General features: G+C 48.7%; 23 protein-coding genes. 3 read left to right on the plus strand and 20 right to left on the minus strand.

All coding sequences use genetic code 11. From position 1 onward, the window contains the following. Positions 1-5: 5 nt before the first annotated feature. The 9 genes from DW826_RS12855 to DW826_RS12895 all read right to left on the minus strand — a co-directional run bounded on the left by DW826_RS12855 (position 6) and on the right by DW826_RS12895 (position 7522). Positions 6-821 carry an ABC transporter permease gene (locus tag DW826_RS12855; RefSeq protein WP_015540982.1) on the minus strand — a complete coding sequence of 272 codons (816 nt, stop codon included), beginning with the start codon at positions 819-821 and terminating at the stop codon, positions 6-8. A 12-nt stretch (positions 822-833) separates the two neighbouring features. Then, a complete protein-coding gene (locus DW826_RS12860; protein WP_117552922.1) occupies positions 834-1628 on the minus strand; it encodes an ABC transporter permease in 795 nt (264 codons plus the stop codon). After that, the gene (locus tag DW826_RS12865) at positions 1621-2547 is read right to left on the minus strand and encodes an ABC transporter ATP-binding protein (RefSeq protein ID WP_007860248.1); all 927 of its coding nucleotides are present in this window, start codon (positions 2545-2547) and stop codon (positions 1621-1623) included. The genes DW826_RS12860 and DW826_RS12865 overlap by 8 nt, the downstream gene beginning before the upstream one ends. Positions 2548-2681: 134 nt before the next feature. Next, a complete protein-coding gene (locus tag DW826_RS12870) occupies positions 2682-3599 on the minus strand; it encodes a HAMP domain-containing sensor histidine kinase (RefSeq protein ID WP_117552923.1) in 918 nt (305 codons plus the stop codon). Between the two features lie 5 nt (positions 3600-3604). Beyond that, positions 3605-4297 carry a response regulator transcription factor gene (locus DW826_RS12875; RefSeq protein ID WP_015540980.1) on the minus strand — a complete coding sequence of 231 codons (693 nt, stop codon included), beginning with the start codon at positions 4295-4297 and terminating at the stop codon, positions 3605-3607. After that, on the minus strand, positions 4290-4478 hold the full coding sequence (locus tag DW826_RS12880) for a helix-turn-helix domain-containing protein (protein ID WP_015540979.1): 189 nt from the start codon (positions 4476-4478) through the stop codon (positions 4290-4292). The genes DW826_RS12875 and DW826_RS12880 overlap by 8 nt, the downstream gene beginning before the upstream one ends. A 118-nt stretch (positions 4479-4596) precedes the next feature. Beyond that, positions 4597-5010: a sigma factor-like helix-turn-helix DNA-binding protein gene (locus tag DW826_RS12885; protein WP_117552924.1), complete on the minus strand. Its 414-nt coding sequence runs from the start codon at positions 5008-5010 to the stop codon at positions 4597-4599. A 453-nt stretch (positions 5011-5463) separates the two neighbouring features. After that, the gene (locus DW826_RS12890; RefSeq protein WP_117552925.1) at positions 5464-6675 is read right to left on the minus strand and encodes an MFS transporter; all 1212 of its coding nucleotides are present in this window, start codon (positions 6673-6675) and stop codon (positions 5464-5466) included. Then, positions 6668-7522 (minus strand): GNAT family N-acetyltransferase, encoded by an 855-nt coding sequence (locus tag DW826_RS12895; protein ID WP_117552926.1) that lies wholly within the window; start codon positions 7520-7522, stop codon positions 6668-6670. Before DW826_RS12895 ends, DW826_RS12890 begins: the two co-directional genes overlap by 8 nt. A gap of 259 nt (positions 7523-7781) precedes the next feature. On the opposite strand from DW826_RS12895, the gene DW826_RS12900 reads away from it, so the two are divergent. Further along, positions 7782-8138 (plus strand): helix-turn-helix transcriptional regulator, encoded by a 357-nt coding sequence (locus DW826_RS12900; protein WP_002570974.1) that lies wholly within the window; start codon positions 7782-7784, stop codon positions 8136-8138. A gap of 223 nt (positions 8139-8361) precedes the next feature. On the opposite strand, the gene DW826_RS12910 is transcribed toward DW826_RS12900, so the two are convergent. Further along, positions 8362-9777 carry a relaxase/mobilization nuclease domain-containing protein gene (locus DW826_RS12910; RefSeq protein WP_117552928.1) on the minus strand — a complete coding sequence of 472 codons (1416 nt, stop codon included), beginning with the start codon at positions 9775-9777 and terminating at the stop codon, positions 8362-8364. 114 nt (positions 9778-9891) lie between these two features. On the opposite strand from DW826_RS12910, the gene DW826_RS12915 reads away from it, so the two are divergent. After that, complete coding sequence (locus tag DW826_RS12915) at positions 9892-11301, plus strand: ATP-binding protein (RefSeq protein ID WP_097772890.1); 1410 nt, start codon at positions 9892-9894, stop codon at positions 11299-11301. Positions 11302-11374: 73 nt separating this feature from the next. Here DW826_RS12915 and DW826_RS12920 read toward each other — a convergent pair whose 3' ends face one another. The 6 genes from DW826_RS12920 to DW826_RS18680 form a co-directional block, all read right to left on the minus strand. Next, positions 11375-11674, minus strand: a complete 300-nt coding sequence (locus DW826_RS12920) for a CD1845 family protein (protein ID WP_117552929.1) — start codon at positions 11672-11674, stop codon at positions 11375-11377. Continuing rightward, positions 11671-11973, minus strand: a complete 303-nt coding sequence (locus DW826_RS12925; RefSeq protein ID WP_015529855.1) for a hypothetical protein — start codon at positions 11971-11973, stop codon at positions 11671-11673. The genes DW826_RS12920 and DW826_RS12925 overlap by 4 nt, the downstream gene beginning before the upstream one ends. A gap of 151 nt (positions 11974-12124) precedes the next feature. Beyond that, positions 12125-12463 carry a plasmid mobilization relaxosome protein MobC gene (mobC, locus tag DW826_RS12935; protein ID WP_117552931.1) on the minus strand — a complete coding sequence of 113 codons (339 nt, stop codon included), beginning with the start codon at positions 12461-12463 and terminating at the stop codon, positions 12125-12127. Between the two features lie 2 nt (positions 12464-12465). Continuing rightward, positions 12466-13272 carry a DUF3849 domain-containing protein gene (locus DW826_RS12940; RefSeq protein ID WP_117552932.1) on the minus strand — a complete coding sequence of 269 codons (807 nt, stop codon included), beginning with the start codon at positions 13270-13272 and terminating at the stop codon, positions 12466-12468. Position 13273: 1 nt separating this feature from the next. Beyond that, entirely contained in the window at positions 13274-20815 is a 7542-nt protein-coding gene (locus DW826_RS12945) for an SNF2-related protein (protein ID WP_242994099.1), read from the minus strand. 119 nt (positions 20816-20934) lie between these two features. Next, a complete protein-coding gene (locus tag DW826_RS18680; RefSeq protein ID WP_242994097.1) occupies positions 20935-21291 on the minus strand; it encodes a TnpV protein in 357 nt (118 codons plus the stop codon). Between DW826_RS18680 and DW826_RS18685 the strand changes: the two genes are divergently transcribed. After that, positions 21278-22045: a hypothetical protein gene (locus DW826_RS18685; RefSeq protein ID WP_242994098.1), complete on the plus strand. Its 768-nt coding sequence runs from the start codon at positions 21278-21280 to the stop codon at positions 22043-22045. The genes DW826_RS18680 and DW826_RS18685 overlap by 14 nt on opposite strands. Before the next feature lie 107 nt (positions 22046-22152). Here DW826_RS18685 and DW826_RS12950 read toward each other — a convergent pair whose 3' ends face one another. The 4 genes from DW826_RS12950 to DW826_RS12965 form a co-directional block, all read right to left on the minus strand. Next, positions 22153-22755 (minus strand): alpha/beta hydrolase, encoded by a 603-nt coding sequence (locus DW826_RS12950; RefSeq protein WP_117552934.1) that lies wholly within the window; start codon positions 22753-22755, stop codon positions 22153-22155. A 28-nt stretch (positions 22756-22783) separates the two neighbouring features. Next, the gene (locus tag DW826_RS12955) at positions 22784-23422 is read right to left on the minus strand and encodes an alpha/beta hydrolase (RefSeq protein ID WP_117552935.1); all 639 of its coding nucleotides are present in this window, start codon (positions 23420-23422) and stop codon (positions 22784-22786) included. A 148-nt stretch (positions 23423-23570) separates the two neighbouring features. Then, complete coding sequence (locus DW826_RS12960) at positions 23571-23786, minus strand: transposon-transfer assisting family protein (RefSeq protein ID WP_117552936.1); 216 nt, start codon at positions 23784-23786, stop codon at positions 23571-23573. 1 nt (position 23787) lies between these two features. Further along, a partial coding sequence (locus DW826_RS12965; RefSeq protein ID WP_117552940.1) for a YodL domain-containing protein occupies positions 23788-24598 on the minus strand: 811 nt, incomplete at its 5' end.

Below are 24598 nucleotides of genomic sequence, written 5' to 3' on the forward strand. Positions count from 1 at the left end.
AGCTATCACCTTCCTTTCCTGCGTACAGTGCGCTTTCCTTTTCCCTTGGCATTTGCCTGTTTACGGGATTTCATTTCTTTTTTGTTACTGGACATCAGTAACAACAGCACCGCCCAGAGAACCATGATGCCAACCCCAATGACCGCCAACAAAGGCGTTGAGGATGTGGTTGTTCCGGCATATTCACTCATGTCAAATCCCACTAAAATCAGCGCAGCAGAGAACGGATAGATGCTGGCAAGAATACCACTTTTGAAAAACAACATGCTGTATCCAAGGAAGAACGCCAGAATGGAACCGCCCAGATATGCCCCTCGGATCTGCCCAAAAATCAGGATCAGCGGCATACAGACCAAATAGGTCGTCAGAGCCGCTAACACGATCTGCGTACCTCCATGAAAAAACACTTCCGCTGTCAGTCCCGATAATCCAACCGTCAATCCAGTAATCAAGGTAATGCCAACGCTGTATATTCCCAGCAGAACTGCAAGCATACCGACTAAAAGTAACTTGGCTCCCAACATTTTCGGCATAGAAACAGGAATTGTCATGATGTTTTTCAGTGTATCATGAGTGGATTCTCTGTCTATAAGCCATCCTCCGATCATTACCAGTGAAATTGGAAGGAATATCTGAGTGTTTCCCCAAACAACATTTTCAAATAGTGCAGAAAAATCATAATTTGGATTTCGGTACTCTGCCTCCACAATCAACTGACTTCCATACTGAACCAAAGGACAGAGTGCAAGCGCCACCAGCCCTACCAAAAGAATCTGGCACCGGCGCAGTTTCAGTAATTCCGATTTTAATAAGTTCCACATAGTCACACCCCCTTAGATTTCCTGTCGCCGGTAAACAAATGCAATCAGCGCAAGAAATACAATGGCTTCCACAATAATCACACCGAATACCTGAACACCATTCAGAAAATACGGACTGACCCGTTCCAACAAATCTGCTAACTCCGCACTGGTCTGGCTTTGGTCATAAAATTGGAATGTCCAGCGGAAGGCCAGCGGCCCCGGAAACAGGGTTCCTATGTTCAAACCAAAAGGCTGTGTGAGAAACATATCGTTCATGGAAAGGATATAATTCGCAATCGTATAGAAAAAGGTAATCACGACAGACACGATATAGTTTTTATTAAGAAGAACAACGAGCAGAATACAGGGAAGTGCGCCCACCCACATAATCAGCCCTTCTTCAATTCCAACGCCAAACAAGGTCCAAAACCCAACCGGTTCCCAACCCTGAAACAACAAAACCGCAAGATTTACCAATCCTCCAACTGCCATAAAGCCAACGGCAAACAACAGTAAAACCAGCATCTTGGACAGCACCAGCTTGGTTCTATTTACCGGTACGGTAACAAGGTTTTTCAGTGTGTCATTATCAAGTTCCTCAAACAACAGATTCGAAGCCAGTATCACAAGAAGCGGCATCAAAAGCAAATATGCACTAAGCTGTAATAGGCTGGACATCACTCCATTTACAGCATCCACATCAGTGTTTACATCTGCCAGAAAGAAAGCATAAGCCAATGGCATGAAAACAGAAAGCAGTAGGGAAATAAATACCAATGGCTTCCGTTTTAATTTCAAAAATTCGCATTTGATTAGTTTAAGCAATTCCTTCGCCCCCTGTCACACGCTTGAAGTAATCTTCAAGACTTTCTTCACAGGTATGTGCTTCTGATACCTCCAATCCATTTTCTACAAAGGCAGTTACAATTTTCCCCACAGGCAGATCAAGGTTGTGCAGGCGCAGATTATGGTCGTCCTGTATGGAGAAATGGTTTTCATGGAAATTGCGTTCCAAAATTCTTGCCGCCTGTGCAGTATCAGAGAGCGTAAAACGGATATGCTTACTGCTTTTTTGCTCCAGCTCGGCAAGGCTTTCTTCTTCCAGCAATGCGCCGTGGTCGATAATTCCAATATCGTCAGCCAGCAAGGAAATCTCCGAAAGAATATGACTGGAAATCAAAATAGTTTTTCCTCTTGCGTCGCAAAGCTCCCGAATAAAGGAGCGTACTTCTGCAATACCGATGGGATCGAGGCCGTTGATCGGCTCATCCAAAATCAAAAGCTCCGGATCGTGCATAACGGCAAGGGCGATGGCAAGCCGCTGCTTCATACCAAGAGAATACTGTGAAAAGAGCTTTTTATCTTTGTAGGGCAGTCCTACCAGATCCAGAGCATCTTTGATAGCATGATTGTTTGGTACGCCCCGCAGAGTAGCAAAGATACGCAGGTTCTCTGTGCCGGTCAGATTGGGATAAAAACCAGGGGACTCAATCAAACTGCCAATGCGGGGCAGCAACTTCTTTTCATTCCCCTGCAAAGACTTTCCCCAGATTTTGACCTCACCGGAAGTAGGCTTCGTTAAACCCAACAGCATTTTCATGGTTGTGGTTTTTCCTGCTCCGTTTCTGCCCAACAGACCATAAATTCTCCCACGCTTGACATGGATATTTAAGTCAGCCACACTCTTTTGTGAGCCGTATTGCTTCGTCAGATTTTTTGTTTCAATGATATAATTTGTATCCATATTCAAAACCTCCTGTTCTGTAAGGTATTCTATCATGCCAACCTTGCATTAACCTTGCCGCAACCTTGCATTAACCTTGCAATTTGAAATCCAGTAAAATGACAAAGGCTCCCGCCATAAAGACGGGAACCCGCTTAACTCTCCAAAGGAAAAAGCAACATAAATTCAGTTCCTTTTCCCGGCAAACTTTCAACTGTTATACTCCCACCCATCTTTTCTACAAGCTGATGGACAATAGAAAGACCAAGACCGCTACCTTTCTCAGACCGACCTTTATCGCACTTATAAAGCCGTTCAAAAATGTGTTTCAAATCTTCTTTCTCAATTCCAACTCCATTATCCGCCAGCAGCAGCTCCATGTTATTTTCCTTCTTTGACAGGGCAATTTTGATTTTGTCTGCATGGCTGTGAGCGATTACATTTTGAATGAGATTATTGACAGTCCTCATATAGCTGTCCATATCCAATCTTACCCGGACAGGATGTTCGGGAATATCAATGTCATACTCAACCTGTTTATCCTCAAAAATCGGTATCCAGTCAATGAGGATATTTCTTGTCAGCTCTGCGGCCTCAACACTCTGGATCTCCAAAGCAAACTCGTTAGAATTTAACTTGAACCAGTCAAAGAGTACATCAATATATTCTTTCAGATCATGGGCTTTCCGGCGGGCGGTTTCAATATAATCATCCCGGTCTTTTCCTGTGACCAGTCCTTTGTGTGCAGCGTCAAGATAGCCGATGAGGGTTGTAAGGGGTGTCCGAACATCGTGGGAAAGGCTCGTCATAAGCTGGCGGTTGGTTTCCTCTGTCTGCCGGACAATCGAAAGTCTGCTTTCATAGGACACAACGATCTCATTGATTTCATAGGCAAGAGGTGCTGTCAATTCATTTGTTGCAGACAGAATACGCCGGTTGCCATTTCCATTTTTCACATCAACCAGCGCATCGGTCATTTCTGCTATCTGCTTTTTTACGCGCCGAACGAGAACGATGGAGGTCAGCACAGCCAAAGCAGCAATCACAATGGACAAGAAAACGATGATTTCCATGCTGGCTACACCTCCTTATTAAACCGGTAGCCAATCCCTTTGACCGTTTGGATATATTTTGGGCTTGAAGGATTGACTTCTAATTTTTTACGAAGTCGGCTGATGATTGCCATAATGTTGCTGTCATCATAGAAATATTCTTCGCCCCAAACTTCCTCATAAATCTGCTGTTTTGTCAAAATCTTTCCCTGATGTTTTGCACAGTACAGGAGCAGATCAAATTCCTTTGGTGGAAGTTCAAAAGTGCCGTTTTCCGTCGTAACAGAACGATTTTCAAGATCAATCTGTAATCCGTCAAAATCCAGCTTTTGCATGGTTCCGGCTTGCTGATTAAAGCGGGTGTAGCGGCGAATGAGGGACGCAATACGGGCAATCAGTTCGTCCATGTCAAACGGCTTTGTCAGATAATCGTCCGCACCGGCCCGTAAGCCCCGCACTTTAGAAACGCTGTCATTTTTGGATGTAAACATCAAAATCGGCAGGCTGTTCTCTTTGCGGATTTCTTCCAGCGTTTCAAAGCCATCCATACCGGGCATCATCACATCCAGCACCACAAGCTGATACTCCTGCTCTTTTAATTTCTGCAAGCCCTCTTTTCCAGTATTACAAAAATCGGCTTCTATATGTTCCGCTTGTACGCTGCGTTTAATCAAAGCACACAGTTCTCTGTCATCATCTATAATCAAAATTTTATTCATGACGCAATTCCTTCCCTTGTTTTGTTCGACCATCAATCGGCTTTTCCGCAGTTTTGGGAATCAGCCAAACACCGGCCATCTTCACAGCGCCGGAGATACGCCCACCAGCACAATAATAATTTACTCTACGAGGTGTCACGCCCCACTTCTCGGCGGCCTCTTTTAATGTCATATAGTCCATTTCACACCTCCACAAAACACATTATAGTTCTCTTACTCGAACAATGCAAGTGCGTAGATAGGGCGCAAGGCCCTGTGACAGAAGCGCTTTGAAACCTTGCGCCCTTTGTTATTCTATCCTAAAAATACTTTGCCAGCTGCTTCAGACCGCGCCGGATACTGTCGCGGACGCGGCTTGAGTCTACACCCTCCGCTGCAGCGATTTCACTCACGCGCATACCCAGGTAATACCTGGCATAGATCCGCTTGGCCTTTTTCTCCGGCAGAGCCATCACAGCGGCATAGAGCTGCTCCCGCAGCTGCTTTTCCTCCAAAAGCATTTCCGGTGTCTGGGGCTTCATCAGGATCGCATTTTCAATGCCGTTGTCGCAGTCCAGGGAGTAATACGCCTTATAACGATACATCCTCCGGTCATAAGCAGCTTCTGCACGCTCAGCAGCTCGGATCGTCTCCAGCACATCTTCGGTTACTTCTACAAAGTGATCGTTTTTGTAAACATCGGGATATAAGTCCCTAAGATTGACTTTCTTCATTATGTACCTCCATTTCGATTCACGGGCGATTGATGAGCGAATCGAAAGGAGGAGGGGATCGACAGCGACATACTTCGGGAGCTTTCCCAAAAAATCGACAGCAAAAAACGCCAGCTCCCCGCAATGGGAAACTGGCGCAACAAAAATGACTATGATTCTTCTGTTTTAGTTGGAATGATAATGCCGATAGGTAGTCATACCTCCCCGGAGGAGGGGCAAGGCTTTTTTTAGTTGGTGTAACTCATGGCTATTGTGAATGACGAAAATTGACATGGCGGTATCCTCCTATAATACCGCCCTCCTGATCGCATGAGCATCGTCGAAAAAGAAACGGCGGCTCTGAAATATGTTATTTCAAAACCGCCGTAAGGCCACTGTATTTTGTTTTGGCGCATAAATACCCAGCCGCCGAAACAACGGTTTTTTTTATTCCCGTTGGGCGACTTTTTTCTTTTAGATTGTTTTGAGTTCCCGACTATAATAAGCTATACCTGCAATTACAATAAGGGCTATACCTGATCCAATCATAATCCACTGCAAGGGAAGAATATCAGCCAAAGGGCCAAACATAACCATACCAATCGGTAAAAAGCCAGCATACATCGTTCCAAGTAATCCAAATACACGCCCCTGCATAGAGGTGTCCGTTTTTTCTTGTAACATAGTGGTAATTGCCGTTTGCACCATTGTCAATGCAACTCCGTAAAATACCATCAAGCTAAGATAGAGAATAAAATTCTGTGAGAGGCCCATTCCGATTGCAAAGGAACCAAACGCCAAAAGTCCGACTGACAGAGTTTTCCCCCGGCTCTTAAATCCTCCCCAGGTGCTCATAACAACGCCGCCTGCCATCATGCCTGCAAACCCGATTACTTCTACTGCGGTAAGATACCAGTAAGTATCACCGAATACCCGCCGAACAAGAAGTCCTGCAAGATAGCCTGCTGGAACACAAAAGAAAGTGAATAGTCCGTAGATGATTAAAAGCTTTCCAATTAGTTTGTCTGCAAAAGCGTATTTGACGCCAATTTTCATGTCAGAAAAGACGCTGGCCTTCTCAATGGAAGTATTTTGTTTCGGAAGTGCCAAGCAGGACAATAGGCCCGTTCCCAAGATCGCCGTTACAATGTCTATCATAAGCGTCGTTCTCAATGTGCTGATTGCAAAAACTGCACCTGCCGCCGCTGGAGCCGCAAAATTAACAATAGACTGCATTGTTGCATTGATGCCGTTGTACCGCATAAGCTGATCTTCTGGGACAAGCTGTGGGATAACGGCATTGACCGCTGGAGTTTGTATTCCTGCCCCCAAGGATCGTATGACCGACATAACAAGCAAACCGTCGAGCAAAGCAGGCTCCGATGAAATATGCGGAATTGCCAATACCATTACGAAAGTGACAAATGCAATCAGCAGATCTGCGCCTATAATCAATTTTTTTCTGTGGTATCGGTCTGCCCATACGCCGCCTATAAATGAAATGAGAAATTGCGGCAGATAGGAACAGACTGTAAATGCAGCCACCCACACGCCGCTGGATGTCTGCATGGTTGCATACCAAACGAGCGCCATTTGAACAAGCGTAGAGCCAAAGAGTGTGATACATTGACTGGTTAAGAAAAGGAGTATTCTTTTCTGCCAGCCGGTGCGTTGCGTGTCATCCATGTTGTATATCCTCCTGTTTTTTAGGAGGGAGCACAAAGCGCTGCGTGGGATAGCCAAACTCTGTCAGCAATTCTTTTTCGGCAAAACCAAGTTGCAATAGCATATCTCGATGCCCTGTATCGGCCTTGTCCTGTTCTCGAAAGGTTGTTGTGCTGATTTCCTGCCCTGGAAGATATGTTTCCAATAAGGCATCCAAGAATAACTTTTGAAGTCCGCGATTTCGATATTGCGGATGTACGCCAAGAAATTCTATACTGCCTGGAGAATAGGTAAATGCCATAGCTCCAATGAGAATATCTCCCTCCCTTAGCACAAGCGCACGCTTTTCGTCAATACTTTCTTCCAGTTTAGCTAAATAGTCATCTTCATCCATTACAGGATACCCATCAATAACAAGCCGCATTAAGTTCATCCAATCGACAATATCTTTCTTTTCTGCTAGCCGAATATCCTGTATTGTAAATTCCATAGCCGTCGTTCTTCGATGTAAAATGAACCGCAACTGCAAAGGATAAAAGCTCCGTTCTTCACGATACTCCGCAGGCGGCGATTTATACATGGCCTTAAAAGCTAATGAAAACGATTGCTGGCTCTCGTATCCGCAGATAAAAGCAATTTCGATAATAGGTTTATCCGAAAAGACCAGAAGCTTTGCCGCCTCTGTAAGCTGGCGGCGTTGCACATAATCATGAATCGTCATTCCTACGGTTTCGGTAAATAATCGGTGTAAGTGATATTTTGAATAGTGAACAGCCTCCGCAACCGTTTCTAATTCCAGCTTTCCGTCAAGATGACTTTCGATATAGTCAATGACTGCCTCTATGCTGATAACTGATTGATTGCCCATTTATGTTCCCTCCTTTCCATCAAACATAATAACAAAATCAAAAAAGATTGTTTTAATAATTATTGCGAATTTTGAAAATCCTCTCTAAATTCAGATGGGTCATTTATTATACTGTAATTATACTTGAAAAACAAATATTAAAAATAGTCTTTGGTTCTCGTTCTACCAAAAATCAGTATAATCATTCTTATCGACCGGCATAATAAGGTTATTCCTTTGTGCAAATCGGCACGATAGAATATATTTGAGGTGAGTGATTATGCCGATTGATGATTTGACCGCTTTGGGGCAAAAAATGCGGGAAGCCCGAAAGAAAAAAGACCTGACGCAACAGGAGCTTGCGGATCTGAGCCATGTATCTGTCAAGCAGATTGCCAGCATTGAAAAGGGACAAATAAATCCGTCCTATTTGATTTTGAAGGCATTGGCAAAAGTGCTTCCGCTCTCTCTGGACACTCTGATCAATCCAAATGTTTCTCCAGAAGATGAGGGAGCCAATCAGATGAAGATGCTTTATTGTAGCTGTCCGTCAGAAATGCGTGAAACCCTCTTGCACCATACACAGGAGACTGCGAAAGAACTAACAGAATTATCCGAGAAATTTGAAACGAATTGAGCCGGTGAGTGAAATTTGACTGTTTCCTCACTGGCTCCTTTCATTTCTGCAAAGAAAGGGGCAAGCAATGCCTGTGTTAATACACACAGGCCCGCAGAGAAGAAAATCCCTTTGTGATTTTCCTCTCTGCTTGCTTGTTGAGGGCAGCGCCCCCAAGCCCCTTTGAACACAGAATTTCATTCTGTGGCTGCGCGTTCTGCGAACGCTTTTGACCATGACCAGCTTACCGCTGGCCGTGGTCTTTTTCTTTTTCAACATCCTGTTCTACCTCCATTTTCAGCACTCGATCTACATTTGCCTTTGCCGTTAAAAGCTCCCGCATTTCCTCACGGGAACGCCGATACTCGGCATAGGTCTTTTTCTTTTCTTCCAGCAATTTCGCGTACTCCGTCTGCAACTCTTTGACCTTGGGCAGCTTCTTGACGCCCATCTCATCAAAGGCATTCTTAGCAGCCTGGTGGAGCAGAATTTCTTCCTCATGTTCTTCCCTGAATTTCTTAGAGTAACCCGCCTTGCGGTATGCCACATAGACCTCACGGGTCTTGGCATAATTTACGATGTGAGTACGCAGAACAGCGATCTCTGCCATGCGCTTTTCAACCGCTTTGATCTGCGCCGAAAGTTCATTGTGATGTGCCGTGGCAGCCGTAGCCTTTTCTTCCAAAACCGCATACTCCAGCAGGTTATGCTCTGACAGGTAATTCATGGTCTGCGCCATTTGCTTCAGATTGAAAACTTTAGCCCATCGAGCATAGCCAGCACCTTTTCCGGCCTGCAATTTTGCCTGAATGTCCACCAGTAGATTGACCTTCGGCGGCTCCGGCTGCACGACGTTTTTTTTACGGGGCGTATGCTGTTTTTCTCCGGCCAGCACCGCACGAATTTCCGCTTCACTGTACCCGGCCCCCAGCTTGTCATCCATGCGGGCTACATTCTTCCAGCCGGGTGCTTTGAGTCGGATCGCTTTCCCGCGCCGGGATACCTCGCAGCCCATTTCGGAAAGCAGTTTCAGCAGCGCATCAAAGTCCGCTGGATTCTGCTCCAGAGCACGGTCAATCATTACTCGCAGCAGCTCTCGGTGAGAGGGCTTTGCCTGATCGCCCAGCCACTTGTTATAGCTCTTTCCGTGAAGTTTCGGATTCTCTACAATGGACAGTCTGTTTTCAATGCAGATGGTATCACTTAACCTGCGAACCGCCTTGGTACTGCCCCAAAAGTTTCGGAATTTCCGGTCATATTCTAAGCTGACCGATGACCAGATAATGTGATTATGAATGTGCGACTTGTCTATGTGAGTGCAGACCACAAAGGCATGGTTGCCTTTAGTAAATCGCTTGGCAAATTCCACACCCAGCCGGTTAGCTTCTTCCGGAGTAATCTCGCCGGGGCGGAAGGACTGGCGCACATGATAGGCAATCACATCATCCGCACCGCGTACTCGTCCGGTAGCAACGATATACTGCCTTTTTGCTAAAAGAAACTCCGCATCAACCGTTCTGCTGTCACACGCAAATCCTGCGATGAGCCTGCCATTATCTGTTTTCTGTGGATTTGCTACATAGTCGATGATGTCACTGATCGCCCGACTCTCTGTGCGACCTTTGCCGACATGAAGCGGCATGATTCTTGTAGTTGCCATAAAAAGCCCTCCTCTCAAAATATTTTCTCTGAACTCTTTGTGCCTATCGTTGAAATAAACTCTCCTTATGGGTATAATATAAAGAAACTACCAATACCTCAAAGGAGGGATTTTATGATAGAACAGCTCATTGCCGAAGCAACGGAATGTGATTTCAAAGTTGCTCTCGAAACAAAAAAGCCAAAAAGCTGGTTAAAAAGTGTCAGTGCCTTTTCCAATGGAATCGGCGGCACTCTGTTTTTCGGAGTCTCCGATGACCGGGAGCCTATCGGCTTGTCCGATGTTCAAAAGGATGCTGAAGCGATCAGCCGCTTAATCAAAGAACGTATCACACCATTACCGCAGTTTATCTTAAAGCCATTGCAGGAAGATGGTAAAAACCTGTTGGCTCTGGAGGTTTCTCCTGGCCGCAGCACCCCATACTATTACAAGGCAGACGGAGTAATGGAAGCATACATCCGTGTTGGAAATGAAAGCGTAATTGCACCGGATTACATTGTGAATGAACTGATCTTAAAGGGAACCAATCAGTCCTTTGACACCTTAACAACAGAAGCTGTGAAAAAGGATTACAGCTTCACACTCCTGGAGGCAACCTATCTGGAACGAACCGGCCTCCGCTTCGAGCCATCCGATTATGTCTCATTCGGTTTGGCTGACAAAAATGGGTTCCTGACCAATGCTGGAAAGCTCATGACCGATCAGCACACAGTTTATAACTCCCGTATGTTCTGTACCCGGTGGAATGGCTTGGAAAAAGGCTCTATCTTTGATGATGCGCTGGACGATAAGGAATACGAGGGGAATTTGATTTATTTACTGAAAAGCGGCAGTGAATTTATTCGCAATAATTCCAAAGTCCGTTTTGTCAAAGAAGCTCAGTATCGGGTAGACAAGCCGGATTATGCTGAACGAGCTGTAACAGAGGCTCTTGTCAACGCTCTCATCCATCGTGATTATATTGTGCTTGGCAGCGAAGTCCACATTGATATGTTTGATGATCGGGTGGAAATCACATCTCCGGGCGGTATGTTTGGCGGCGGCTCAATTCAGGAATACGATATTTACAGTATTCGTTCGATGCGACGAAACCCTGTGATCGCTGATCTGTTCCACCGCATGAAGTACATGGAACGCCGTGGAAGTGGTCTGCGCAAAATCGTCAGTGAAACTGAAAAGCTGCCTGGATACACAGAGGCATATAAGCCCGAATTTTCCTCAACAGCGACAGATTTCAGAGTCATCTTGAAAAATGTAAATTACCATCATGGTCCTTCTATCATAGAAACGACCCATGATAAGACCTATGACGCAACCCATGATGCAACCCATGATAAAATCCTTGCATTTTGCATAGAACCACATTCAAAATTAGAAATCGCAGAACACTGTGGATACAAAAACACAAAAAACTTTACACAAAAATATCTGCGTCCGCTATTGAACAATGGAACACTCAAAATGACACTTCCCGATAAACCGAAAAGTAAACATCAAAAATATATTACAGTTCGTTCCGAATAAACAGAGAAGCAGGGCATTGGGTCTCATCTCCCATTGTCCTGCTTCTTTTCATTCCAAATTATATTCACATCATTTACCCATACACCCAATCCTGGATCGCAAATTTCAAACTCTGTACCTTGCCCAGCAGCCAGATCGCAGCCAGCGGCAGCCCCATCGGGCTAATCAAGAATGCCATAACCAGCAAAATTGCACCATTCTGCGGGGAATAGGTAATCAGCACAGCCACGCCAAGCAGAGCAATTACCGTGCTTAGTAGACCAAGAACCAGACCGGATATGTAGATCAGCCCCGTGCAGAGCCAGACAAAAAGCGTCAACGCCAAAATGACCGGTGCAGTTACGATCATCAGCAGACATTTCAAAATCTTCATTTCTGTTCCTCCTTCCAACGCTCCAGATACTGTTTGCATAGGGCATCCGCTTCTCTCTCATCATCTTCCGTCACTTCCCGTTTTCCTTTGGTCAGTTCAATCTCCAGATAAGTCCGGTAATCATCGGCTAAGAGGTCGAACAGTTCCTTGGGAGTATGGCACACCTCGCCAGAGCAATAGTGAAAATCTTGGTCAAATTCAACTCTTACACATCCATGGCGGCTGATATAAACTTCTATGGTCTCGTCTGCGGTTAGGTAATCCGCAAAAATCTCCAGCACCTTTTCAAAGGTCAGCATCTGTTTTCACTCCTTTGCTACGCTTCTTATTCTACTCATATTATCCGGTACAGACAGGCAAAAGACAAGGATACAGACAAAAAGAAAAAGCGGAGGAAGGTGCGGCGAAGAAACGCCGTTCCTCCCTCCGCAAATGGAGTATCTATCCCTGTTATGAAAGTTTGGAGAGTTGGGTAAGGATTTCCTTCACACCCTCCCACAGTTGTTCCTGCCGCTGGGATATATCCTCCAAGTCAGCATTATAAACCCGCCCGGTCTCATGCACTTTGCGGGTCAGCTGGTTCAAGTTGTTGCTGCTTCGGCGCATCAGGGAGACCAACTCCTTCATCTCTGGCAGTTCCAGCTTGACCACATAACCATCCAGCGCCATTTTCCGCAGATAAGCGCTCAAATTCTCTGTCCCGTATTGCTGCATCTTTTGATGGATCAGCTCCAGTTCTTCTGCGGACACCCAAAACAAAACCGGAATATCCCGCTTGCGCTTTGCCATGGTTATCGCTCCGGCTCCCGTTTTTTCGAGGCGGCAGACTTATGGGCGGGCAGCTCCTGTTTGAGCTTTTGCAGGACAGAACTTTTCTGCTGTTCTTGAGCAACTTTTCGGAACTGTCTGGTGAACAGGTCGGTCAAACCGGGATTGACCTGATCTACCACCAGATAGGCACAGTGGCGGGAAGCGCCGCTGTCCTCCAGCATAGGAATGGTTTTTGCCCATGCTTTATTGTCCTGAGAGATACGCCCGTCATAGTTCTTGCGCTGGATGGTGTTGGCAAGAATAAACTGTACCCGTTCCATCCCGAACTTTTCCAGCACATCTTTGGCCGCCGCCTCCGTATCCAGCCGATTCTCTGCATAGTGGGCGCTGATGGTCTGCTCAATGGCTTCTTTACAGGCGCTGTTCGCCTGATATGAGAGGTTGTACTGTGCCATTTCCCCATGCTCGGACGCATAGGCAGCAGAATGGGGATAGACCGGTGTTGTTCGCAGTTCCTCTTTGGCTCTGCACACATCATCGGCACGGTTCTCAATGCTGTCCCTGATCGCATCCATGTAGCCGGTTTCCAGCTTTTCAAAATAGCGGTACACATCCGCCAACGGAGAGGGAGATTCCCAAAGTGCCTGTGCCTGGGTGTCGGTCAACTCCAATTCCTCCATTGCCATCACGATGTCCTCCCGGATGGTGTACTCATAGGCATGGTTTAAGACTTCTTCCGGGGGCTGGATTTTCAGCCATTCCCGGAACTTGTCCTGTTCGGCAGCCATCTTTTCATAAAGGGCTGTATTCAGATCGTTAGTATTCATGTTATCGCACCTCCTCATGCTGTTTTGGTTTCTTGTCTGTACTGCGGGCCGGCACCGGGCGTTTCAGATGATCCAGCACCGAAGGCCGTGTGCTTTTGGTAACAACAGACTCGGTATGTGCCTGCCCCTTTCCGTCGATGTTGAGCAGGGTATCCAGCTCCACCAGACGGGCGTTTTTGCTTCTCAGTTCTTCTTCATAAAGGAATGGCTTTCCGACTTCCTCCTTTGCGGCAGCCTGCTGCTGATAGAGGTTATCCAGCTGGGCCTTTGCCGCCTCCAGACGCTGGGGCATCTGGGCGAGGGCATTGTCGATACGGGTAAGATTTCCGCGAGGGTCTGTACCAAGGGTTGCCCGGTGGGTCATCTGTCCTTTCAGCAGGAGCGTATACTCCTGTTTCCAAGCGGAAAATTCCACGGACATGGCATAACCCCGGTAGCTGCCGATCTGCACCGGATCGGAGGTTTTGACCTCCTTGCAGGCATCCAAAAGGGCTGCACCGGCGTTCTCCTTATCGGTCAGCAGGTCTCCACGAATCTCCATACCGGCAAAGCCGTCCTCCGGGTGCGGGTGCGCTGCCAAAACCTCCAGATCGGATTCAAAGCCCTTGATAAAGCCTTTGTGCTTTTCAATCTCCTCCGGGAAGTATTTGAGCAGCTGGTCCTCCAGACGATATTGCTTGCTCTGGTGGTCGGCTTTCATCAGCTTCAGGCGGGATACCTCCACATCCAAATCCATACGCTCCTTGATGCGGGGATCTCCGGCACACAGAGCCTTGATTTCGGCAAAACTGAGGGCTGTTTCATCCACATCATCGCAGGAACGCACCGGCGATTTAGAAGTCATGATCTGGGAAATGAATTTCTGCTTGTTCTCCACCGTCTGCCAGAGGTATGCGTCAAAGGTTCCTTCTGTCACATAGCGGTACACATGAACAAGGGGATTCTGATTGCCCTGGCGCTCGATACGACCCTTGCGCTGGGCAAGGTCTCCCGGTCTCCACGGACAATCCAGATCATGAAGTGCCACCAGACGGTCCTGCACATTGGTGCCTGCGCCCATCTTGGCGGTGCTGCCCAAAAGGACACGAACCTGACCGGTACGGACTTTAGAGAACAGCTCCTTTTTCCGCACTTCGGTATTGGCTTCATGGATAAAAGCGATCTGGTCGGCAGGCATCCCCTGGGCAATGAGTTTCTGACGAATATCGTCATATACCGTAAAGGTCGGTTCCTGTTCCGGCAGAGGCACAGTGCCTTCCAGTGCGTGAAGCAGTGGATTATCCAGCGTTTTCGCCGCCTTGCTTGCAGGAGCTTTGGCCTGTGGTGTAGAAATGTCGCAGAACACCAGCTGGGTCAGCTTGTCAGCTTTGCCGTCCCGCCAGATCTGCATGATGTTGTCCACGCACTGATTGACCTTTGTGCCAGGTTCGTCCGGCAGCATCTGGTTGACGATCCTCTGGTCAAGCCCCAACTTACGGCCATCCGAGGTAATCTTGAGCATGTTATCCTGGGACGGGTCAACAGTTCCGCTGTGTACCAGCGATGCACGCTCCGAAAGAGCTTTGACCATTTCCTGCTGATGTTCGGTGGGCTGTGCCACGATGTTGTGGTACTCCACTTCCGGGGTAGGGAGATTTAACTGGTCGGCAGTCTTAATGTCCGCCACTTCTTTGAACAGGTTCATCAGCTCCGGCAGATTAAAGAACTTGCTGAATCTCGTTCTTGCCCGATAGCCGGTGCCTTCCGGTGCCAGCTCCAATGCTGTGACGGTCTCCCCAAATCGGGAAGCCCAGCAGTCGAAGTGGGTCATGTTCAGCTCTTGCAGGCGTTCATATTGAAGATAACGCTGCATGGTGTAAAGCTCGGTCATGGAGTTGCTGACCGGTGTGCCGGTGGCAAAGATCACGCCACGGTTTCCAGTGATCTCATCCATATAGCGGCACTTGGCAAACATATCGGAGGATTTCTGCGCGTCCGATGTGGAAAGACCAGCCACATTCCGCATTTTTGTGTATAAAAACAGGTTCTTGTAGTTGTGGGCCTCGTCCACAAACAGCCGGTCCACACCCAGCTGCTCAAAAGTTACCACATCATCTTTTCGCCCCTCGGCTTGCAGCTTTTCCAGTCTGGCTTCCAGAGACTTTCTGGTACGCTCCAGCTGCTTGACGGTAAAACGCTCGCCGCCGCTGGCCTGCACCTCTGCGATGCCCTCGGTGATCTCGTCGATCTGCTCATAGAGAAGCCGTTCCTGACGCTCCCGGCTGATGGGGATACGCTCAAACTGGCTGTGTCCCATGATGATGGCGTCATAGTCACCGGTCGCGATACGAGCGCAGAATTTCTTACGGTTATGGGTCTCAAAATCCTTTTTGGTTGTGACTAAGATGTTGGCGGAAGGATAGAGACGCAGAAACTCCGACGCCCACTGCTCAGTCAAGTGGTTGGGAACCACAAAGAGAGATTTCTGGCACAAGCCCAGGCGTTTGGCTTCCATCGCAGCGGCCACCATCTCAAAGGTTTTGCCCGCGCCTACTTCGTGTGCCAACAGGGTATTTCCGCCATACAGCACATGGGCGATGGCACTTTTCTGGTGTTCCCGCAGGGTAATGGCCGGGTTCATGCCACCAAAAGTGATATGGCTGCCATCATACTCGCGGGGACGGGTAGAGTTCATTTCTTCGTTATACTGGCGCACCAAAGTCTGGCGGCGCTCCGGGTCTCTCCAGATCCAGTCCCTAAAGGCTTCCCGGATAGCCTGCTGTTTTTGGGCAGCCAGAGTGGTCTCCTTGGCGTTCAGCACGCGGCGCTCTTTTCCATCCGCATCCTCTATGGTGTCATAGATACGGACATCCCGCAGGTTCAGACTGTCCTCCAAAATCTTATAAGCATTGGCGCGGCTGGTCCCATAGGTGGTATAAGCTGCCACATCGTTGTAGGATACAGAAGATTCCCCCTTGATCTGCCATTCAGCAGTAAAGGAGGAATAGTTGACCTCCATGCTGCGCTGGAGATAAAACGGGGTGTTGAAGGTCTCGTACATAAACTGCTGGATATATTCCTTGTCGATCCAGGTGGCACCAAGGCGCACCTCGATCTCCGACGCATCCAGGTCTTTGGGCTGGGCGGCGGTAAGAGCTTCCACATTGACTGCAAAAGAAGGGTCCTGCTGTGCCGCCCGCTGCGCCTGACGCAGCTTGCGGCGCACATTCCCGGACAGGTATTCATCAGCAGTCACAAAATGGGGTGTGCCGTCCTGTTCCAGCTGTCCCGGTACACGGAAGATCACGCCTTGCAGCTCTCCGGCCAGTTCTTCTTTTGTTTTTCCGGTAAGCCGACTCATATAGCTCATATCTACGCAGGCCTTTTCCGAGATGGACACCGCCAGTGCTTCGCTTGCCGTATCCACAGTAGCCACTGCCTGATGGGGCTTGATGGTCCGTTTGGTGAACATATCCGCCTTGCGTTCCAGCTTTCCGTCCTCGTCGATGACTTCCAGCGCACAGAGCAGGTAATAGGAAGAATCGTCTGCATAGGCCAGACGGTTTGCACGGTCATTGATGAGACCGCATTGGGAAGAAAAGCTGTCATAGAGGCTGTTCAGTTCCGCCTGCTTCTCCCGAATGGTGCTGTCCGGAACCGCTGCATCCATCTGAAGGTCGATCAGTTCCTGCACACAATCACGCAGTTCCACAAGACCTTTTACACGGGCTTCGGCGGTGGCGTTGAGGTCAGGGCGCACCATACGGCTGTTTTCCCGGTAGTACACCTGCCCGTCTACAATGGCATAGGAATAGTTCTTCACATTGGGGTCAGCAGGAATGGAGGTGTCAATGGCTTCGCCTTCGCCCAGCTCCGGCAGCTCTGCCTCCTGATAAGTGCCATGAATATACTTCACCGCATCATGCAGCTGGTCGGAAAGCTCCAGTCCCTCGATAGGGTTCACGGTGTAGTCCATACCATGAGCAGTGCTTACCGGCTCCTGTCTGCCCAGCACCATTTCCGGGTGGTCGATAAAATACCGGTTGATGGCAAACCCGTCCTCCGTCTGTCCGGTCTGGGTCCATTCCGGCACGATGTCCAGCGGGCGATCCCGCTTTTGGAGAAAGATGATGTCGGATACCACCTCGGCACCGGCATTCTTTTTGAACGCGTCATTAGGCAGACGGATGACTCCCAGCAGCTCGGCACGTTGAGCAAGATACCGGCGCACGGTGGAATCCTTGGCGTCCATCGTATAGCGGCTGGTGACAAAGGCCACCACGCCGCCGGGACGCACCTGGTCGAGTGCTTTGGCAAAAAAGTAGTTGTGGATGCTGAAATTCAGCTTGTCATAGGCTTTATCTCGAACCTGATACTGGCCAAAAGGCACATTACCAATGGCAAGGTCATAGAAATCTCGCCTGTCAGTGGTCTCAAAGCCGCCTACTGTGATGTCCGCCTTGGGATAGAGCTGCTTTGCGATGCGCCCGGAAACCGGGTCCAGCTCCACGCCGTACAGACGGCTGTTTCGCATTTCCTCCGGCAGCATACCGAAGAAATTGCCCACACCCATAGATGGCTCCAGAATATTTCCGGTCTCAAACCCCATACGGCCCACCGCTTCATAGATGGCCTGAATGACCGTAGGGCTGGTGTAATGGGCGTTGAGGGTGGAGCTTCTGGCGGCGGCATATTCCTCCGGGGTCAGCAGCTCTTTCAGCTGGGCATACTCGGAAGCCCATGCCGGTTTTTCCGGGTCAAAGGCATCGGCAAGGCCACCCCAGCCCACATAGCGGGATAGAACCTCCTGCTGTTCGGGGCTTGCCTGCTGTCCAGCAGCTTCCAGCTCTTTCAGCAAACGAATGGCATTGATATTTGCCTGGAACTTGGCTTTCGGACCGCCTTCACCCAAATGCTCATCGGTAATACGGAAGTTCTGTGCATTACGACGCAGGTTAGCCTTGTATTCCTCATAGGAGGCTTCCTCGGCAGTTTTGGCATTGGGGAAGGTCTGCCACTGGCCGTTGACCTGAATGGAAACCGGGTGTTCGTCCAGCACTTCCTCAAAAGTTTTCTCCGGCTCAGTCACAGGGGCTGGTGGCTCCGGCTCCTCGATATGCAGCCGTTCCACTACCACATCATAAGGCAGATTGTTCTTGTCTCCCGGATAGACAGCCATGGTCTCGGAATGGAAAGTCGGGGATTCGGTAGCCGGTTCGGGGCGTTCCTGTCCAAAGCCATCCTGCTGACGGGCATACATCCCGCGCAGCAAAGGCGCAACCTCATCCCAGCGGAAATACAGCATAGCCAGACGCTTTTCCTCTGCATCCATGACTTCCAGTTCTATGCCCTGTGCCGTGGTACGGTAATCGGCAATATCGCCGGTCTCCAGATTCAGTGTCTCGATCTCACCGGAATAGGCTCTGCTCAGCCAGTAGGCGATCTCGCTGTTGCTCCTGCCGGATTGCAGCAGCGAGGAAAGCTGCTTTTTATCTGCTTCATTCATCAGTCCATGGGCCAATACATCCCGCAGGTCCTGATCTGCCTTGTCCGGGTCAATGGGAAGAAACTCGGTATAGTAAGCATTGCGGCGGTCTGCCCGAAGCAGCTGCTCGAACTGTTCTTTGCGCTCTGCCCGGTAGATGGGATATACCATGCCGGTGGGCAGAAGCTGTACGGTGTCATCCCTCAGCTCGGTGATCTGATAGGCGTCATCCTCGATATACACGGTATCGCCCACGGCATAAACCGGGGCGGCAGGGTCATAGGAGGTTCTTTGTGGAATGGGGCTGCGAACGGCATCATATTCCTCATCGGAAATGGAAACTTCGGAAGTCTGCTCTGTCTCGGCAGCTGCGATCTGATCTGCATCCGACATCATCTGCTGGATAAACGGGTCATTGTCCAGTTTTTCCGGGTCTGCCACCTGTCCGTTGACGATCCCTCTTTCTTCCAAGGCTTCCCGGATGGCGATGGGGTCGATGTTGTCAAAACGGTTCTGTTCTTCTTCGGTATAGAACCGTTCCTCCTGAATGAGCTGGGCAAGCCTGCGCTGTACCTTCGGCCAGGGCAGCTGCGTTTCCTCCGGGCTGCCGGCACGGACAACGAACAGGCTGTTGCTGTTACTGCCGCCGTATTCCTGAGCCAGCCATGCGGCGGTATCTTTTTCTCTTGCATGGTCTTTCATATAGCGGACAACAGCGTGTTTACTCTCGATATTGCCGTTCCATGAGCAAAGGGCAGTATCAATATCTTCCTGAGAAAGAGGGCGCAGAAGCTCATGGAGCTTTGGATAGGTCTCGTCGATCACTTCCCGGTGTAAACGCTGACGGAACTCCGGCACATCCGAATAGAGTCGGATCAGCTCCATATCCTTAGAACCAAGAACCGCACGGCGCACAGCGGCATTGCCCTCGATGACAGCATTTTCATGGTCGCTGTGACCGCAGGCGTTGCGGTATGCGGCATCCTCGGAAATAGCGGCAGTCACCACAGGCTTATACTGCTCAAACTGCTCCCCAAGGGTAGGCTTTAGCGTTTCTTCCTCCATCTCCGGCTGCTGGGCTTGAATGGCATCTTCTTCGACCAGTTCCTTTTCAGCCTGGATTTTGTCATACTGAGCCTGTTCCTGTTCTGTAAGATAGCGGTCTTTCTGGACGAGAGATGTAATGCGTTTGGCAACCTTTTCCCAGTTCAAGTGAACATCCGGGCAGTCCTGCTTTTTATAGTGCAGTCCTTTCCCATCGTGATCTTCGCCGCTGTGTGTTGCACCGGACAAGGCATGAGAGCGTCCGCCAATGCCATACTCGTCTTTGAGGAATCTCACTTTCTCCTTATCCGTATGGTTTGCCATGAAGAACGCATAGATACGGCCTTTTCCTCCGGCGAAACTGCTGCCGCCGGTCATAGCGGCGTCGATCTCATCCTCGGTAATGAAGTGCTGAACGGTTGGCACTTGGGAAAGGTCTGAAGAAAAGGTCCTGCGTGGCAGGTCAAGGTCCTTCAGGTTCTCCCAGATCTCCCTTGGTCTGTGATAGTGAAAACGCAACAGATCACGGTCCTGCTGATAGGCAGTCCAGAAGGCGGCGTATTCTTCCTTGAGTGTCTGGCGGAAAGCCGGGTCACTCAGCTGCTCCGTCAGGCGGCGAGTCTCCTCCGGGAAACCATTGCCTTTGATCTCTGACAGGCAGGACAAATATCCGGCTTTTCTGGCGTCCTCACTGAGATCGTGATACAGATGCCAGAGCTTTTCCGAGAGGAGGGAGCGTTCATAGCCTGCCGCTTCTGTAAGCTCCACATTGGAGGCAAACTGGCCGCTCTCCAAAAGCTCCCCGATACGCTCTGCGGCGCTCTCCCAGGAAATGACCTGGGCAGACCTGTCATAACGGACAGACTTCCCATGGGAAAGATGGATACCATCCTCGTCATACCATGAGCTCACACTGCCAAGGCCATTGCCGCCGTGGTACAGCGTTTTCAGTATCTTGGCAATCTCAGCGGTGGTTTTCTGCTTTTCAAAGGCTGCAACCACACGCTCCCTTTGACGGTCTGTATTGCCGCCCAAACGCAGCACATGGTCGATGTCATTTTGGGCAAAAGAAAAAGCAGAGGATGTATGCGCTACATTCTCTGCTTCATCTATGGATTGGATCTGTTCCGCTTCGGAGAGGAACAGGTTTAGAGTCAGCTGTTGATAAGCTCCGCCATCAGGATTTCCTCGGCCTGAGCTTTGCAGGTGTTCATCAGCCCCACCCACTTCATGGGATCGCTGGCTTTCAGTTCCTCGGTGGCTCCCGCTTCCTTCGCCAGCTGGGGCATCATCTGCTCCAGTCTGCTCTGGGCGGTCTCGTCGATCTCCAGAAGGTGCGGGTACAGCTTCTCGCTCAGCAACATCTGGTTGTAGAGGATGGGACGGTGTTCCTTGAGGTATGCTTTCCGCATCCTGCCGTACTTGCCCAGGGGCTTCTCCGGCTGTTCGCTCAGCTTCAGGTCGGGAATCAGATAGTCTCCGTTCTGGATATAGGTCATGGGATTGTTCATCTTGTTTGCTCCTTTCTTGGTTGGCTTCGCGCTCTGCATTTCGGACGGTAACGCCGATCTGCCGCAGCACCTGCTGGTTGATCTGGCTGACCGCTGTTCCCAGCGCCCCGATGGTGGACGGGGTGTTGAAATCAAAGATCGCCATGAAATCTTCGTGGTCGAAGTAGCGTTCCGGCTCCAGTCCGCAGCGAGACATCAAAGCGTAAGTGATACTGACGGTGGCGGCTGCCTTGAACTGCACTCCGATGTTATACTCATCATATTCCTCCAAAAAGGAACCGTCAACGATATAGAAGAAGTCCTGCTGATGCTCCGTCCAGTATTCCTCAGCCAGTTTTCCGGCTACCTCAGTGAGCTGTCCGGCAAGGTCATCACCGGAAACATCATAGGTGCGCTCCAGCATGGCCTGCACCGAATCCAGATGGCGCTCCTCCAGCTGCCACAGCCAGGGAGTGCGGGAATGTTCACGAGTTCCGGTGTCGGAAATATCAAAAACATAGCGCAGGCGTGGTCTGTCCCCGGAATCGTCCACCAGAGCGATCCCCTTGGAACCGCGCCTTACATACCGGCCCATCTTTTCATTCCACAAATCGTACTCTGCACAGGCGGTAGCGTCCGGTCGCTGGGCATAGATCATCAGCTGCTCATGGAACGGGTACTTGTAAAGGCGAGAAGCAGTGGTGAGAAACTCTGCCCATTCCTGCCAGCTCCCCGTGAGCTGTGTTGCCACCTTGTCCGCCATCTGTGCATATAGTTCAGCTTTGGTTGGCATGGTATTCTGTCCTCCTTTCAGTTTTGGGGTAAAAGAAAAGCAGGAAACCTAAATGATTTCCTGCTGGGTGAAACTGTGAATATTACATTTTAGTTATTTAATATCTCGGCAATCGTGTTTGGTGCATATTTATTGAGTTCATGTCCTGCATTTGGAACGATGTGCAAAGTAGCTTGTGGTAGTAATTCTTTTAGCTGCTTAGAAGCTTTCAGATTGGCAGTATCCTTTTTGCCACACAAAATTGTCACTGGACAACGAATATTGTTTAATTGCGAAGTAAAATCCAATGACCGCATAGAGTGAGCCAATTTTATGGTGCTGCTTTTTGATAGTCCCATACTTTCAAAAGCCTTGTTTGGCATACAACGGAAGATAAGATTTTGAAAATCTATCAGTAAACTTGGAACTTTATATTGTGCGCCAATCAAAACCAGCGAAGCCACTTTTTCTTTATGCCGAATAGCAAAATCAATCGCAAGAAGCGCACCTAACGAAAGACCGCAGATACGAAGCGGCTCTTTTACTTCTGAATACCGCTGTTCTAAATCGCCCAAAATCTGCGAATATGATATTTCATCTTCTGCTGAAGAAAAAAGTTCTGGGCAATCGACATCGGAAATTGATAGTTGTTGGACTACTTCTTTCCAATCCTGTACAGTTTGTCCCAACCCATGTAAAAGAACCGTTTTCATTAAACACCTCCTAAGTTCAAGATAATCATCAACGCACACAAGTTGCTCTTGAAAAGCTGTCATTGTGTTTAGAATTTTCAACAATCCATTCGTCCAAAAACTTCATCTGTTCTTCTGTATGAAACCAGTGTTCTCCGTTTCTCATGACAGAAAGTGTTGAATGGGTTCTTTGGGCAAATTCAAATATCGTTCCATAAGCGGTAAGATTGTCCTTTTCGCCATACAAAATGTGTGTTGGAATGTTCCAGGTAACAGGATTTTCTCTTACATAGCAAAGATAATCCCATGAAAGTGTTTCTCCAAAAGTTGTCTGAATTTCTTTTTTCTTTTTGAGTTTGTCTTCTGTAACATTTGCCCAAATCATCATATCAGAAATGAGCCTTTCCATATCTACAACAGGTGAAATAAAATATGCTCTTTCTATTTGCTGATTTGATAAAGAATTGATAGCAAAATAAGCACCTATGCTGTTTGCAATTATCTCGACAAATTTATAGTTCTTAGAAATCGAATTAAAGAGTAATGGAAACTCCTCTTTTGCTTCCCACGGAAACTGTGCTGTATAGTCAAGACCAATTACATCACAATCACTAAAGAGCTGTTTGTAATGAATAGCTTCTTCAGCATCTCCTCCTTTTCCATGTATATAAATAACTGCTTTATCCACGATAGTAATCCTCCATAATTTCTATATTTATCCATCATTCATTATAATTTCCTCAACCTTAAAAGTATAGTGGGCTTTTGTAAAAAATGAAAGAAACCGCCTTTCCATCGGACAGTTTCTCTCACTATGTCATCCTGACACGATAAATTTACTGGTCAAAATCCGGGTACAGCTCCAGCTGAGAGAAGTCCTCATCGGTCATCGCACAGAGCTTCGTAAGGGCGCTGTCGGTTAGCTCCCTCAGTTCCGTTTCCTCCGGCGAAAGCTCGCCGCGCATTTCACGCAGGCTGTCGATCAGCCCGGTGCGGCTGCCGGTATTGTAAATGCACATCAGGTTCATTTCCTCAAAAGTAAAGTTTCCCATATCAAATCTCCCTTTCCGCACTCTTTTTGGGTGCTGTCTTTTTGTGTTCTGCTTTGGGCTGGCTTTTCAGCTGATCCACAACGGATTTTTTCTTTTCCCGTTCCTCCCGATGAACGGCGTCAGCCAAGTCCATCAAGGAAATGGGCTGACCGCTTCGGGCCTGCTGTTCCAGCTCTGCCACCGTAGGCTCTTTTGCACCATTGTTGATGATGCCGTCGATCATGCCGTAATCGTCCTCTACGGCCATCTCTGCATTTTTCAGCGGATTTTCCGGCAGGAATCCGGGGATCTGGGTAAAACCAACGCTGTCGCAGTAATGACAGGATACCTTACCGTCCTGTTTGATCGCAACGATGTCGCTGACGCTCATGGAGGGACTGTGAAAGTCCACGGGCTTTTCCAGATTGAATTGCTGATAGAGTTTTTCCAGCTGCTCCGGCACAGTGCCAGACTCACTCAGCGGAGCGGTGTAGATGAGGTCATAATTGCTGCGGTCTACGGAAACATCATGGGACTCTAACCAGTCCAGATTCATAAAGCGCACATTCTGCGGATCGTCACGGCTCACCTGGTAGATGGCAAAGCAGTTTCTGTTCTGGGAGAGAAATGCCTGTTCTCGTTCCTGCTGATGCTCCTGACGCTCCATGACCTTTTCGTGGAACTGAGGGCTTTTCTCCCATTCCTCGCGGTCCACACCGAAAAGGCCTCCATGCTCCATGATCTCCTGTGGGTCAAACACCATGCTCTCCGTATTGTCCTCATGCAGCACATAGACAGTCAAACCAGCGGCATCCAGTTCCAGCGCCCGTTCT

It is taken from the genome of Clostridium sp. AM34-11AC (assembly GCF_003435375.1).
Taxonomy (GTDB): Bacteria; Bacillota; Clostridia; order Lachnospirales; family Lachnospiraceae; genus Pilosibacter; species Pilosibacter fragilis.